Source organism: Janthinobacterium tructae (genome assembly GCF_006517255.1).
GTDB classification, from domain to species: domain Bacteria; phylum Pseudomonadota; class Gammaproteobacteria; order Burkholderiales; family Burkholderiaceae_D; genus Janthinobacterium; species Janthinobacterium tructae.
This window is the reverse complement of record NZ_CP041185.1, coordinates 703838-718148: the sequence shown is the minus strand read 5'-3', so window position 1 is coordinate 718148 and position 14311 is coordinate 703838. Positions and strand designations below refer to the sequence as shown.

The following is a 14311-nucleotide window of genomic DNA, read 5'->3' as shown; positions in this document are numbered from 1 at the left end:
GTAAGTAGGGTAAATGCCGGAATCTTCCTTTGACAGTGCTGTCTGACTCTGCATACTTACCTGACAAGGAGCAGATCATGCAGGCAGCCGAATGGATCAGCTTTATCGCGCAATTTGCGCAGTTGAACCGACGCCAGCGGCAGGCTGGAATGGCCCTGCTGCGTGGCAATGCCCCACACGACGCGACCGTCGCGCTGCTGGAAAGTGTGGCGCAGCGGCGATTGGCCTGTCCCGCCTGCCACTCGCCTCAGCTGCACCGGCATGGCCATGCACACGGCTTGCAACGCTACCGCTGCGTGCCGTGCGGGCGTACCTTCAATGCCTTGACGGGCACGCCGCTGGCCCGCTTGCGCCACAAGGCGCTATGGCTCGAGTATGCCGATTGTCTGCTCGACTCCGCCTCGGTGCGCCAAGCCGCTCAGCAGCTGGGGGTGCACCGCAATACCACCTTTCGCTGGCGCCACCGTTTTTTAACGGTCGCCAAGACGGACCGGCCGCATGGCCTGCATGGCATCGCCGAGGCCGACGAGTTATATCTGCTGGAATCGGAAAAGGGATCCAGGCGAATGACGCGTCGAGCCCGCCGCCGGGGCGGCCATGCCCGCCAACGCGGCATTTCCAATGAACAGGTCTGTATCCTGGTGGCGCGCGACCGCACGGGACAAACCCTCGATTTTGTCACGGGCAAAGGGGCGCTGACGAAGGCGCAGTTACACCATTGTTTGTTGCCCGTCATCGACAAGGATGTTTTGCTAGTGACCGATGGCCATGCCGCCTACCTGGCCTTCGCCAGGGAGGCGGGTATCAGCCATCAGGCCGTCAACTTGCGCGCCGGCATCCGCGTGCGGGGCGCGGCCCATGTGCAGAACGTCAATGCGTATCATCGCCGCCTGCGGGACTGGCTACGGCCCTTTCACGGCGTGGCGACGCGTTACCTGCCGAACTACCTGGGATGGCGCTGGATACTCGACGCCGGGCGCATCCGTTCACCAGAAACGTTATTGAAAGCAACGCTGGGAGCATTTCCACATCTGACGGTGACATAGCCTTTATTTTTTCCACAAACACTATTGAAGACAACGCCGGGAGGGTTCCCATAGTTGAAGGTGAGATACTGTGGGTCCACGCCCTGCTTGATGCGCGCGTGTGACAGGGCCTAGCTGAGCAAGACCAGATTGCCAGGCAAGTAGGTGAGCCGGGCGCCGTACAGGTCGCGGATCAGCGCCAGCGCGACATCGAGCTTATCGATGGAAAACTGCGCCTGGACGCGGCGCATGCCCAGCTCTTCGCTTTGCAGGAAGATCCTGCCGGGCCGGTATCGGTTGAGCTCCTCGACCACCTGCGCCAGCGGCGTATCATTGAACAGCAGCAGGCCGCGGCGCCAGGCCAGCACGGCATTCGAATCGGCCGGTGCGGCCAGGCGCAGCATGTCCGGGCCGTAGCGCAACTGCTGCGACGCGGACAAGCTGGTGCGTCGCTGCGGGTGGTCGACCTCGACCCGGCCTTCCAGGCAGCTCAATTCCACGTCACCATCCGGAAGGCAGCGCACGTTGAAACTGGCGGCGCGCGCCTGCAGCCGCGCGCCGCCGACCAGCACGGTGCACGCCTCACGGCCACCCGTGAAGATCTGCGCTTCACCGGCCAGCAATTCGATGAACGCGGCGTCATCCGCGCCGCGCAGGTTCAGGCGTGTCTGCGTATTCATGCGCACTTGTGCGCCGCCGGCCAGCGCCAGTTGGCGCTGCTCGCCCGTGCCCGTGCGATAGTCGGCGGCCAGTTCCCCCACGGACGGCCACAGGGCCAGCGGCGGACGCAAGGCCAGCAGCGCCACGCCCGCGGCCAGCGCGCCGCCCAGGAAGACGCGCCGGCCGCGCGACGGTGCGCGCATGGCCTGCTCGCGCGCCACCGCGGGCGCCGCCATGCGCAGCCCGCGCCACAGCTGCCCCAGCTCCCGCGCCGCCCGGGCGTGGTGGGGACTTTGCGCGCGCCAGCGGGCGAACGCCTGCGCATCGGCCTCGCTCGCCCGGCCCGAGCGCAGGCGCACCAGCCATTGCCTCGCCTGTTCCTCGATATCGCCGTCGCTGTCGTTGCTGTATTGGGTCATGATGAAGAATCGTATCAGAAGCGGCGCGGGCCGCCACGGGCAGCCATGTCGGCCGGCGCGCCCACGTATTGCTGGCAATGTCGCAGGGCGTGCCGCAACTCTTTTTCCACCAGGCTCAGCGAAATATCCAGGCGCGCGGCGATCTCGCGATTGAGCTGGCCATCGATATGCGCCGCCAGCAGGATCTCGCGCTGGCGCGGCGTAAGCTGGCGCAGCGCCGCTTCCAGGGCGACGATCTCGCTGCGCGCCGCGACGATGCGCTCGGGATCGGCCAGTTCGTCTTCCACGTCGAACAGTGCGTCGATATCGGCATCGTTCAATTTCCGGTGTTCGCGGCGGTACTGGTCGGTGGCGACGTTGACCGCCATCTGCAGCAGGTAGGCGTCGGGATTGCGCACGGCGGTATTGCCGGGCATCGACTCCAGGCGCAGCCAGGTCTCCTGCAGGGCATCGCTCGCGCGCTCCCCGGTGCCGACGATGTACTCAAGCTTGCGGCGCAGCTGGCCATAGCGTGTCACCAGCACACCGCGCAGGCGCGCGCGCAAGCTATCGGGCATCAGCCTGGTCCTCCGCAGGCGCCGGCTGGCAGGCGCCGCCCGCGCCATCCGGGCGCAGCAGAATGGTGATCGGCTGCGGCATGGCCGGCGGCGGCGGCTCGAATACCTGCGCACGCAAGCTGCGCGAGATCACGGCATCGCGCACCGGGCGTCCCGTGCTGCCCGCCTGTTTCAGCGTCGCCACGCTGCCCGACGCGGCGATGCGCAAGCGTAGCGCCAGACGGTAGCTGCCGGGGCGCGTCAGGGCCGAGCGGCACAGGACACGCAGCAATTGCGCCTGCACGCCGCTGACATAAGCGCCATAATCGGCACCGTCCGCATGCACGGCATCGATGGCGTCCAGAGCGATGGGACCGTTTTCCGGTGAGAGTGGCGGCGTGGCCGGGCTCTCGCCGGCAGGCAGCTGGATGATGGCGGCATTCGCCGCTGGAAAATGGGCCTGCAGGCCGGTGCCCGACAGCAGGCGCTGCAGCGCCTCCGGCGCCGGCAGGCTGCCTTGCACGGCATTGCTGTAGCGCTGGCGCAAGGCGCCGCTGGGCGCCAGCACGGAAATCCCCGTGATCAGGCCATACGCCCTGAGCGCGTCGGCCAGCGGCTGGGCAGGAATCTGGAACGCATACAGCGGCGGCGCGGCGTGCGCCATTCCTGTCGTGGCGAAGCCGGCCCACAGCAGGCATCCGGCCAGCGCCAGCACACTGAGCGACGCCGGGCTTGCTGTCATCACGCTATCGTCCTGTTCTCGAAATGGGGCTGTTGCCGATGAATGGCCCATCGACAGCAGCAGGCTACACGACAAAAGTGACACCATCGTGACACGCCGTGACCGGCCGCCGCCCTCAGCCATTGCTCACCCCAGGCGCATGCCCGCCGGCGGCAGTTCCAGCGTCGCCCCCGGCGCCTTGCGCAACTTGCCGGCATGCCTGTCGCCGCAGTCCGAGCCCAAGATCGTGGCGGCCGGGCAAGCGTTTTTCCATGTTTTCCGCCCGCTGCGCCTGGCCAGCACCTTCGGCAACACCGTCAGCGACCCGGCCTGGAAGCATAAAACCAGCTGCTACCAGGTTTCCGCCGCCGACCGCATGCTTTCCCCCGTCAACCAGGAGCGCATGGCAGCGCGCCTGAACGCCAGCCACGCCTCGCTGGCCTCGCGTCCCGTGGAAGTGGCGGCGCTGATACTGGAAGCGGCTGGCGCGGTGGCTTGCGCGTAAGGCGGCTGGCTACAGCCAGCCCTCGCGCTTCAGGCGCCGGTGCAGCCAGTAGCAGCCGGCGATGATGACGACGATGACGGCAGGATAGCTGCCGCGCCACTTCAGCTCCGGCATGAATTCGAAGTTCATGCCGTACAGGCTGAAGACCATGGTGGGCACGGCCAGGATGGCGGCCCAGGCGGCCAGGCGCTTGACCACCTCGTTCTGGCGGATCGAGATTTGCCCCAGCGCCACCTGCATGGCCGAATTGACCAGTTCGCGCATCTGCCCCGCCGTGTGCGTGACGCGTTTGACGTGGTCGAGAATGTCGCGGTAATAGATACGGTTTTCCTTGGGCACGATGTCGCCATGGAAACGGATCAGCTGGGTGCAGATGTCATGCAGCGGATTGACGGCCGCGTCGAGCTTGAGCAGTTCCGTCTTGAGCTGGTAGAAATCCTGCAGCTTGTCTTCGGAGAGACTGGGCTGGAACAGTTGCAGCTCGTAGTGCTGGAAGCGCGACTGCAGATGGTCGATGCAGGGCTGGTACTGGTCGACGATGAAGTCGATGATGGAATAGAGCACATAGCCAGGGCCACTGGCGAGTTTCTCGGGCACGCTTTCCTTGCGCTCACGCAACTTTGCATAACCGGCCGAGGCGCCATGGCGCACCGTGATGATGAAGCGGGGGCCGAGAAAGACGTGGGTTTCGCCGTAGATGATGGCGCCGCCGTCCAGCGTCGCCGTGTGCATCACCATGAACAGGGTGTCCCCATACTCTTCCAGCTTGGGTCGCTCGTGCGCTCCCTGCGCATCCTCGACGGCCAGTTCGTGCAAGCCAAACGCCGATTGCAGCGCCTGCATGGCGATGCTGTCGGGACCGGCCAGGCCTATCCACACGAAACAATCGGGGTCGCCGAGGAAGTCGCCCACCTTGTCGATGTCGAAATGGGCGATCTTCCTGCCATCGCGATACGCTTCGCAATTGACGACGGCGGCGTGGGTACTCAGGTCCATGGTGATTTTCGGCGAATGGCGGCAAAATTATTGGGGGGCCAGTATAGCGGAAATGCCATGACAGCCATGCCAACGCAGCTGGCACATTGACATTCAGGCACGCCGATGTAAAATGAGAACCATTCGCATTTAAGAAGAGCCTGCATGCGCCAGCGGCACGGGACTTCCGCGCCAACCTGGAGTGTGCCGTGACGTATGCCGTATCCCCTGCCGCCGATCCTGTCGCACTGCTGTATGGCCAGCACCATCCCTGGCTGCTGCGCTGGTTGCGCGGTAAATTGTCGTGCACCGATCACGCGGCCGATCTGGCGCAGGATACCTTCGTCAAGCTGCTGGCCACGCCAGGAGAACCGGCCTTCAACCTGCGCGAGCCGCGCGCCTACCTGACGACGGTGGCGCGCCGCCTGCTGATCGACCATTACCGCCGCCAGTCGCTGGAGCAAGCCTGGCTGGCCACCCTGGCGCAACTGCCCGCGCCCACCGCGCCATCGGTAGAGGAACGCTTGCTGATCCTGGAAACCCTGCAGCAGATCGATGCCATGCTCGATGGCCTCGGCGCGAAGGTGCGCACGGCCTTCCTGCTGTCGCAGCTCGAAGGCATGGCGTATGCTGACATCGCCGCGCGCCTGCATGTCAGCGAGCGCACCGTCAAGCGCTACATGGTGCAGGCGCTGACGCAATGCATCCTGCTGCTGGCATGAGCACGGCCATCGATGCGCGCGCCGCGCGCGAAGCGGCGCACTGGATGATGCGCTTGCAAGGTGGCGAACTCGACGCTGCTGCCCGGCAAGGGCTGGCCCGCTGGCGCGCCGCCCACCCCGATCATGAAACAGCCTGGCAACGCGCCGAGCAAGTGTGCCGCACCTTCGGCATGCTGCCCCCGCCGCTAGCCATGCCTGTGCTCGACCGTCCGGCCGGAGCAGCGCGCCGCGCCGCCCTGAAAACCCTGGCCCTGCTGATCGTCGCCGGGCCGGCCGGCTGGGCCATGCTGAAAGTGCCTCCATGGCAGGCATGGACAGCCGGGCTGCGCACGGCGACGGGTGAAATCCGCCACCTCACCTTGGCCGACGGCAGCGGCCTGAGCCTCAACACGGCCAGCGCCGCCGACATCGTTTTCAGCGACGCGCTGCGCCTGGTCCAGCTGCGCTCTGGCGAACTGCACGTGGCGACCAGTGCCGATGCCCTCGGGCGTCCGTTCATCGTGCGCACCCGCAATGGCAGCATTCGCGCCCTCGGCACGCGCTTCACGGTGCGCCAGGAAGACAGGCTGCCGGGCGCGCGCACCCACGTGGCCGTGTCACAGGGCGCCGTGGAAGTGCGGCCCGCCGACGGCAGGCCCATCATCGTGCAGGCAGGCTGGCAAACCAGTTTCGATGAAACGGCCGCCGGCGTACCGCAGCTGCGCGCACCGCATGAGGATGGCTGGCTCAAGGGCTTGCTGCACGCGGACGACGCGCCGCTGGCCCAGGTGCTGGCGCAACTGGCCCGCTACCGCCACGGCGTGGTGCGCTGCGATCCGGCCGTGGCGGGCCTGCGCGTATCAGGCGTGTACCAGCTGCATGATACGGATAAAATATTATCACTATTGCAAGCATCGCTAGCCATCCGCGTGCGGCGCCACAGCCGTTGGTGGATATCGGTCGGGCCAGCATAAAATTTTCTAGAAAGAATGTCCCTTTCACGCATGTGCCGCGTCAATTCACACAGGACCAACACATGAACGAAGGGAAACAAGCAATGCAGCATTACCGCAACACCACTATGACCCTGGCCCTGCTGGGCAGCCTGGCCTTGACGCCGCCCGCATTCGCCCAGCAGCATCAGCAAGCGCCCGCGCGCCACTACCAGGTGGCACCCGGCCCCCTCGGCACGGCCCTGTCCGCGTTTGCGGCCGATGCGGGCGTCAGCGTTTCCGGCGCTGCCAGCCTGTACGCGGGCTTGAACAGCCACGGCTTGAGCGGCAATTACAAGGTGGCAGACGGCTTTGCCCGCCTGCTCGATGGCAGCGGCCTCATCGCGGTCGACCAGGGCGGCGGCAACTACGCCGTACGCAGGCTGCCGGCAGCGGCCGATGCGGCCACCCTGCCCGGCATCGCCGTGCGTGCCACGGCCGAGCGCAGCACCAGCACGGAAGGGTCAAATTCGTACACGACGCCGGCCACGGCCAGCGCCACCGGATTGGTGCTGTCGCTGCGCGAAACACCACAATCGGTCAGCGTCATCACGCGCCAGCGCATGGATGACCAGGACTTGCTGACCGTGCGCGATGTGCTGCGCAACACGCCCGGCATCGCCGTCAACCAGTTCGACACGGAACGCAGCACCTTTTCCGCGCGCGGTTTCGACGTCGACAATTTCCAGTACGATGGCGTGCCTACCACCTATAAAGTGCAGTATTCGGGCGGTGAATCGGAAATGGATTCGCTGATCTACGACCGCGTGGAAGTGACACGCGGCGCCACGGGCTTGCTGACGGGTGCCGGCTACCCCTCCGCCTCGATCAACCTGGTGCGCAAGCGGGCCGGCGCCAGGCAGTTCGAGGGACAATGGTCGCTGGCGGCCGCTTCCTGGAGCGACTATCGGGGCACCGTCGACCTGGCCGCGCCGCTGAACGCAGACGGCTCCGTGCGCGGCCGGGTGGCAAGCGCCTGGCAGGACCGCAAATCGTTTACCAATGGCTATTCGAACCAGCGCCAGCTCGTCTACGCCACCGTCGAGGCGGACCTGGCGCCCGGCAGCGTCGCCGCGCTGGGGGCCAGCTACCAGAAGAACGACCCGAAAGGCAGCAACTGGGGCGGCTTCCCCCTGTGGTACAGCGACGGCACGCGCACCGATTTCGACCGTTCCGTCACCACGGCGCCCCGCTGGGCCGCCTGGGCCACCGAGCAGACCAACGTGCACGCCACGCTGGAGCACGCACTGGGCCAGGGCTGGAAGGCGCAGGCGCAAGCCATGTACAGCAAGCATACGGAAGACACGCCGCTGGTGTTCCTGGCCGAGCGTCCCGACCGCATCACGGGCCTGGGCATGCTGGGCTACCCGAACCGTTACATCGGCTCGCGCGACCAGAGCAGCGCCGACGTCAAGCTGTCCGGCCCGTTTACCCTGGGCGGACGCCAGCATGAAGTCATCGTCGGCGCCAACTACACGCTGCAGCACGCCGAATTCAGCGTCAAGGAAGCGCTCGACGCTGAACCGATCGGCAATTTCCTCGCCTGGGATGGCAGCTACCCGCAGCCGGCCTGGGGCGAACCCGTGTTGTCGGAAAAATACACGACCACGCAATATGGCGCGTATGGCGCGGCGCGCCTGAACCTTGCCGAGAATGCCAAGCTGATCCTCGGCGGGCGCCTGACGCGCTGGGACAAGGACCGCACCGGCTTTGACGGCAGCGCCCGCTTCGCCTTTGCCAAGAGCAAGTTCGTGCCGTACGCGGGTGTGGTGGTGGACCTGAACGACACGTATTCGATGTATGCCAGCTACACGGACATCTTCCGCCCGCAGGAAAACCAGGACCGCACGGGCGCCTGGCTGGACCCGCTGACGGGGCAAAGCATGGAAGTGGGCGTGAAGGGGGAATTGGCAGAGGGCCGGGCCAATGCGTCCATCGGCGTCTTCGAGATCAGGCAGGACAAGCTGGCCCAGCCGGACGGCGCGCACAGAGTCCCCGGCACCACCACGCAAGCGTATTACGCAGCACGGGGCGCCACCAGCCGCGGCATCGAGGGGGAATTGTCGGGCCGCCTGGCGCCGGGCTGGAACGTGACGGCCAGCGCCAGCCACTTCCGCGCCAGGGATCGCGCGCAACAGGACATCAATACCCTGTCGCCCCGCTCGACGGCTCGATTGTTTACCACCTGGAAAGTGCATCCCGCACTCACCGTGGGCGGCGGCGTCAACTGGCAAAGCAAGTTCTACTTTGACGACGAAGGCCCGCACGGCAAGGAAAGAGTCACGCAGGAGGCCTACAGCACGGTGAGCCTGATGGCCACATACCAGCTGTCGCGCCAGATGATGGTCCAGCTGAACGTGGAAAATGTGCTCGACAAGAAGTACATCAACATCAATACCTATGCGCAAGGCACGTATGGCTTGCCGCGCAGCGTGCGGGGGACCTTGACGTACCGCTTCTGACGATACGCAGCGCTAGCCCGTCGCCATGACCGCATTCAAGGCGCGCCGCAACTCCTTCAGCCGGGGCGGCTTGCCCAGCACGCAGTCGACGTGTTCGGGATAGTCGCTGTCGGCGGCCAGGCGCTGGCCCCAGCCCGTGAGCATGATGATGGGCGTGGCCGGCGAGCACTGGCGCACGGCGCTGGCCACCTTGCGCCCGTCCACATGGGGCATGCCCAGGTCCGTGATGACCACCGCAAACTGTTCGTGCCGCTCGTACGCGGCCTGGAAGCAGTCGATGCCGGCCTGGCCGCCATCGGCGGACACCACGTCGTGGCCATCGATTTCCAGGATGTCGCGCAGGGACTTGAGCACCATCGGGTCGTCGTCCACCACCAGGATGCGCAGGCGCGGCGGCACGGCGTGGGCCGCGTCGGCCGCCGGCTCGCCCTCGCCCGCCGCGCAGGCGGGGAAATCCAGGCGCACCGCCGTGCCCTGCCCCGGCGCCGTGACGATGTCGATGCTGGCGCCATGGCGCTCCATCATGCCGTACACCATGGCCAGGCCCAGGCCCGTGCCCCGCTCGCCCTTGGTGGTAAAAAATGGTTCCAGGCAGCGGCGGCGCGTGTTCTCGTCCATGCCGATGCCCGTGTCGCCCACCTCGATGCGCACCTGCCGCGCCTCTCCCGCTGCGCCGGTACAGCTGGTGCGCACGCTCAATGTGCCGCCGTCCGGCATGGCGTCGACGGCGTTGAAGACCAGGTTGGTCAGCGCTTCGCGGATTTCCCCCACGCTGCCGGGCAGCATGGGCAGAGCGTCCGCCAGCTGCGTGCGCAGGGCGATGACGATGCCGCGCTGCTGCGGCATGTCGCTCCAGCGCGCGCGCGTCAGATCCAGCACCTGCCGCACCACCAGATTGGCGTCGATGGGCGACAGCGACAGCTGCGGCTCGCGCTGGCGGTAGAATTCGCGCATGCGCGCCACGGTGGCGGCCACGTCGTCGATGGCGCGCTCGATCACTTCCAGGTAATGCCGGCCCTGCGGACTGAGATTGGTTTCCGTCTCCAGCAAGGACTCGGTGTACAGGGCCACGGGGGAAATGGCGTTGTTGATGTCGTGTGCGATGCCGCTGGCCATCTGCCCCAGCGCGCGCAGGCGTTCCTGCTGCATCACCGACTGCTGCGTCTGGCGCAAATCGTCATACGCGCGCTGCAGCGCGCCGTAGAGCTGTGCCTGGTTGGCGGCCAGTGCCACATGCTCGCTCAGCTGGCTGAGGAATTCGCATTCGCCGCTGGTAAAGCTGTGTGCGGCGCGGCGCGCCACGATCAGGATGCCGAAGACCGTGTTTTCAGCCAGCAGCGGCGCCATGACGAGAGCGCGCAGCCCCCCTTGCGCCAGCCGCTGCGGAAACGGAAACGCCACCTCGGCAATGTCGGCTTCATACACGAGCTTGCCACGCACGCAGCTCGACAGGCCATTCTCGTCGATGGGGATGTGCGCCTGCTCGCCCATCATGAACGACTGCGCCAGCGCCTCGCTGCGCACGCCCACGCACGTCACCTGCAGCGCGTGCTGCGACGGTTCGTACAGGCAGATGCAGCTGAAATCGATGGGCAGCTGGTCTTCCAGGCTGCGCACCACCACCTGGAAGATGCTGCGCAAGTCCTGCCGCTCGCCGATCGAGCGCGTGATCTGCTGCAGCAGGTTCAGGCGCTCGAGCTGCTCATGCACCTTGCGCTCGGCCAGCTGGCGCTCGGCGATCTGCGTTTCCAGGGCGGCATTCGTGTGTACCAGCTCGTCGCGCGAGACGGTGGTGCGGCGCAGCTTTTCCGTCATGCCGTCGAAGGCGCGCGCCAGCTCGCCGATTTCATTCTTCGTGTGCACGCCGAGCGCAAAATCGAGCTTGCCGGCGCCGACGATCAGTGTCCCCTGGCGCAGCTTTTCCAGCGGTCCCGTGACGCTGGTCATGGTGAAGTAGATCAAGCCGGCCACGAGGGCGATGATCACTCCGCCAAACAGCATCACGGCGACGTTGGCCCGCTGCTGCGCATCGAGGACGCCTTGCCGGCTCAATTCCGACAGCCGCATCGCGTCCGAGATCATGCCCTGCACCCTGCCCATGATCTGGCCGGACAGGCGCGACTCCAGTTCGCCCAACACCTCGCGCCGCTGCGGGTCCTGTCCCAGCTCGCGGTGATTTGCCACAAACAGCTCGAACAGAGCGCCCACGCCGGCCAGCTCGCCCTGCAATTTGCGCAGCAGCGCGCGCTCCTCGCCGGTACTGAAGGCAGGCGTGGCCAGCAGGCCCGTGCCCAGCGATTCGCTGCGCAGCTGCCACTGGGCGCGCGTGCGCGCGCCATGGTGCAGCGCATACTCGATCGACAGGTAGCGCAGCGACGTGACCGCTTGCAGGATATCGCCTGCGGCCTTGTTCTTCGCCAGTTCGCGCTGCATCGCCATGGTGGTGGAGAACAGCACGGCGACGATGATGGCCACCAGCAGCACGCAAAACAGTTCGGCCAGCTTGAAACGCGTTACGATTTTCACGGTGGCTTTCTCAATGAATGACCGTCTCGGCCGATGGCGCCACGGCTTCCAGGCCGTCCAGGTACACGGCATCGAGGAAGTTCGGCATATCGCCGCGTTCGACCAGGCGGTTCTTGATGGCCCAGCGCGCCTCGTCTTCCAGCGCCAGCAGCAAGCCCTGGTCGAGCACGATGCCAAACTGATAACCGTGCCAGGCCGCCTGCAGGCGCGCCGCCTCGCTGGCCGACACCGTGGTAAACAGGGCGCGCGCGGCGTCGGGCTCGTCGCGGCAAAAGCGCGCGCCGGCCAGCAGCGCGCGCAGCACCTTGCGCACCGTCGCCGGGTGGCTGCGCACAAAGTCGCCCGTGCCGGCCACATTGAACAGGCCCGCATACACGTCCTCGCCATAGAAGATGGCCGCCTTGCCCGCGATGGCCTGCGTCATGCCCGTCAGGAACGGTTCCCAGCCGGCCGCCGCGTCGACCTCGCCGCGCGCCAGCGCACCGGCCAGCTGCTCCGGCGCGTAGTTGCGCAAGGTGACCTCAGAGGGCAGCAGCTTCTGGCGGTTCAGGAAAGCGTCCAGCGTGAAATGGCCGGAGGTGCCAAGGGTCACGCCGATGCGCTTGCCCTTCAGGCTGGCGGGCGTGGACACGCCACGATCCAGGCGTCCCACGATGCCGTGGTCGCGCTCGGCCTCGAAGATGCTGGCGATGATGACGACGGACTGGTTTTTCAGGCTGGCCAGCACCACGGGAATATCGGACACGGTGCCCAGGTCGGCCCTGCCCTGCAGCACGGCTTCCAGCGACGCCTTGCCCGACGAATACGGTTGCAGCCGCGCGTCGATGCCCTCGCGCGCGAAATAACCGTGTGTGTGCGCGGCCAGCACGGGGCAGCTGCCCACGTATGCCGCATTCACGGCCAGGCGCAGCACTTCCACCGGGCCGGGCGGCGCAGCTGGACGGGCATTGAAGCGCCAGATGGCTGCCGCGGCCAGCGCCAGCAACAGCGCGATGGCCGCCAGCCAGAGCGCCCACCGCACCGGCGCCGCGCCGTTCATGCGCTGCGCTGCGCCGTGGCCGACTCCAGCGCGCTGTTGATGGCCTCGGAAAACGCCTGCACGTCGATCGGCTTGGTGAGATAGCGGTAGTAACCCGCCGCCAGCCCCTGGCGGATATCGCCCGGCCCGGCCACGGCCGTCAGCGCGATGACGGGTATGTGCGCGGTGCGGGCATCGGCGCGCAGCAGCTGCATGACTTGCGTGCCGCTGATGTCGGGCAGGTCGCTGTCCATCAAGATCAGCTGCGGCAGGTGGCGGCGCGCCAGATCCAGGCCCGTTTGCCCGTCGCCGGCCGACAGCAGGTCGAGGTCGGGGCGAAAATGGATCAGGCCCGCCACCAGGGCCAGGTTCAGGGGATTGTCTTCCACATACAGCAGCGTCTTGCGGTCCGGCAGCCGTACCGTTTCTGCGGGCCGGGCAATGGCCGACAGGCGCGCACTTTCCTGCTGCGGCTGGCGCGCCGGACAACTGGCGATATCGAGCCAGAAGGTGCTGCCGCGTCCGGGCGTGCTGGCCACGCCCAGCCTGGCATGCATGGCTTCGGCCAGGCGCTTGCTGACCACCAGCCCCAGGCCTGTGCCCTCCTCGTCGCGCGCATCGCGTCCCAGGCGGTTGAAGGGCTGGAACAGCGCTTCGAGCTGCGCGACACTCAGCCCGCCGCCCGTGTCGCGCACGGACAGGCGCAGCTGCCGCGTATCGAGTGGCTGGCAATCGACGTGGATTTCGCCCTGTTCCCGGTTGTACTTGACGGCGTTCGACAGCAAGTTGAGCAGTACCTGCTTGAGGCGCGTACGGTCGGCGAGCACATGCAGGCCGACCGCTTCCACGAACGTCAGGGTGATGCCGCGCTTCTTCGCCAGCGGTTCCATCATTTGCCAGCATTCGTGGTAGATGCCGGCCAGGTCGACGGGCTCCATCGACAGCGACATATTGCCCGACTCGATCTTGGCGATATCGAGGATATCGTTGATCAAAGTCAACAGGTGCCGTCCCGCGCCGAAGATGTGCGAGGCAAAGATTTTCTTTTCCTGCGCCGTCGAGGGGATGGAATCGGACATCAGCATCTGCGAAAAGCCCAGGATGGCGTTGAGCGGCGTGCGCAGCTCGTGGCTCATGCTGGAGAGGAAAGTGGTCTTTTCCTGGTTCGCCCGCTCGGCCACTTCGCGCGCCAGCTGCAAATCCTTGTTCATGGCGTCGAGTTCGTCCGTATGCTGGCGCAGCAGCAGTTCCAGGCGCGCATTGGCGATGCGCAGCTGGCGCGTTTCCAGCGCGCGCGCCAGTATCAGCAGGATGCCCGACACCTTGAACGGCTTGACGACATAGTCGAGCGCACCCGCCTGCATGGCCTGCACGGCCGAGGCGATCGTGCCTTCGCCCGTCATGATGATGCAGGCCAGGTCCGGATCGATCTGCCGCGCCGCTTCCACCACGGCGATGCCGTTCATGCCCGGCATCATCAGGTCCACCAGCAGCAGGTCGAACGATTCGGCGGCCAGCAGGGCCAGCGCCGCCTCACCCGAAGCGAGGCCCGTCGTGTCGTAGGCCTGCCCGCGCAAGGTGTCGCACAGCGCGCGCATGTGCGCCAGCTCGTCATCGACGATGAGGATACGCGGCGGCATTGATGAGCTGTTCATGCATTCTCCTGGCGCCCCACCTGCGCCTCGCGGAGCGGAGGCAGGCCTGCAAGATGCTTTTCGAGCATAACACTTGCGAATTACCAAAAATACACGAATTGTCACGCGCAAGGTGG

The 14311-nt window shown here is 66.3% G+C and carries 11 protein-coding genes and 1 pseudogene; 5 read left to right on the top strand and 7 right to left on the bottom strand.

From position 1 onward, the window contains the following. The first annotated feature begins 77 nt into the window (after positions 1 to 77). Complete coding sequence (locus FJQ89_RS03240) at positions 78 to 1046, top strand: IS1595 family transposase (RefSeq protein WP_141169020.1); 969 nt, start codon at positions 78 to 80, stop codon at positions 1044 to 1046. A 110-nt stretch (positions 1047 to 1156) separates the two neighbouring features. Here the strand turns inward: FJQ89_RS03240 and FJQ89_RS03235 are convergent, their stop codons facing one another. Genes FJQ89_RS03235 through FJQ89_RS03225 form a run of 3 tightly spaced genes read right to left on the bottom strand, consistent with a single transcriptional unit; the run spans position 1157 to position 3385 of the window. After that, positions 1157 to 2104, bottom strand: a complete 948-nt coding sequence (locus FJQ89_RS03235; protein ID WP_141169019.1) for a FecR family protein — start codon at positions 2102 to 2104, stop codon at positions 1157 to 1159. Positions 2105 to 2118: 14 nt separating this feature from the next. Then, entirely contained in the window at positions 2119 to 2661 is a 543-nt protein-coding gene (locus FJQ89_RS03230) for an RNA polymerase sigma factor (RefSeq protein WP_141169018.1), read from the bottom strand. After that, positions 2651 to 3385, bottom strand: a complete 735-nt coding sequence (locus FJQ89_RS03225; RefSeq protein WP_141169017.1) for an STN domain-containing protein — start codon at positions 3383 to 3385, stop codon at positions 2651 to 2653. The genes FJQ89_RS03230 and FJQ89_RS03225 overlap by 11 nt, the downstream gene beginning before the upstream one ends. Positions 3386 to 3653: 268 nt before the next feature. Between FJQ89_RS03225 and FJQ89_RS28300 the strand changes: the two are divergent. Then, positions 3654 to 3866: pseudogene (locus tag FJQ89_RS28300) on the top strand (alpha/beta hydrolase); the annotation flags it as partial. A 9-nt stretch (positions 3867 to 3875) separates the two neighbouring features. On the opposite strand, the gene FJQ89_RS03215 reads toward FJQ89_RS28300, so the two are convergent. Further along, positions 3876 to 4862, bottom strand: coding sequence for a magnesium and cobalt transport protein CorA (locus FJQ89_RS03215; RefSeq protein WP_141169016.1), 987 nt, complete (start codon positions 4860 to 4862; stop codon positions 3876 to 3878). Between the two features lie 188 nt (positions 4863 to 5050). Here FJQ89_RS03215 and FJQ89_RS03210 point away from each other — a divergent pair, with 188 nt between their 5' ends. From FJQ89_RS03210 to FJQ89_RS03200, 3 genes are all read left to right on the top strand, one after another. After that, positions 5051 to 5563: a sigma-70 family RNA polymerase sigma factor gene (locus tag FJQ89_RS03210; RefSeq protein ID WP_141169015.1), complete on the top strand. Its 513-nt coding sequence runs from the start codon at positions 5051 to 5053 to the stop codon at positions 5561 to 5563. Further along, positions 5542 to 6516: a FecR domain-containing protein gene (locus FJQ89_RS03205; RefSeq protein WP_141169014.1), complete on the top strand. Its 975-nt coding sequence runs from the start codon at positions 5542 to 5544 to the stop codon at positions 6514 to 6516. Before FJQ89_RS03210 ends, FJQ89_RS03205 begins: the two co-directional genes overlap by 22 nt. A gap of 62 nt (positions 6517 to 6578) precedes the next feature. Continuing rightward, positions 6579 to 8996, top strand: coding sequence for a TonB-dependent siderophore receptor (locus tag FJQ89_RS03200; protein ID WP_243136394.1), 2418 nt, complete (start codon positions 6579 to 6581; stop codon positions 8994 to 8996). A 12-nt stretch (positions 8997 to 9008) separates the two neighbouring features. Here the strand turns inward: FJQ89_RS03200 and FJQ89_RS03195 are convergent, their stop codons facing one another. The 3 genes from FJQ89_RS03195 to FJQ89_RS03185 are packed head-to-tail and all read right to left on the bottom strand — an operon-like array spanning position 9009 to position 14195. After that, positions 9009 to 11522 (bottom strand): ATP-binding protein, encoded by a 2514-nt coding sequence (locus FJQ89_RS03195; RefSeq protein WP_141169013.1) that lies wholly within the window; start codon positions 11520 to 11522, stop codon positions 9009 to 9011. Between the two features lie 10 nt (positions 11523 to 11532). After that, on the bottom strand, positions 11533 to 12561 hold the full coding sequence (locus FJQ89_RS03190; protein ID WP_141169012.1) for an ABC transporter substrate-binding protein: 1029 nt from the start codon (positions 12559 to 12561) through the stop codon (positions 11533 to 11535). Continuing rightward, on the bottom strand, positions 12558 to 14195 hold the full coding sequence (locus FJQ89_RS03185) for a response regulator (RefSeq protein ID WP_243136392.1): 1638 nt from the start codon (positions 14193 to 14195) through the stop codon (positions 12558 to 12560). The genes FJQ89_RS03190 and FJQ89_RS03185 overlap by 4 nt, the downstream gene beginning before the upstream one ends. Between the last annotated feature and the right edge of the window lie 116 nt (positions 14196 to 14311).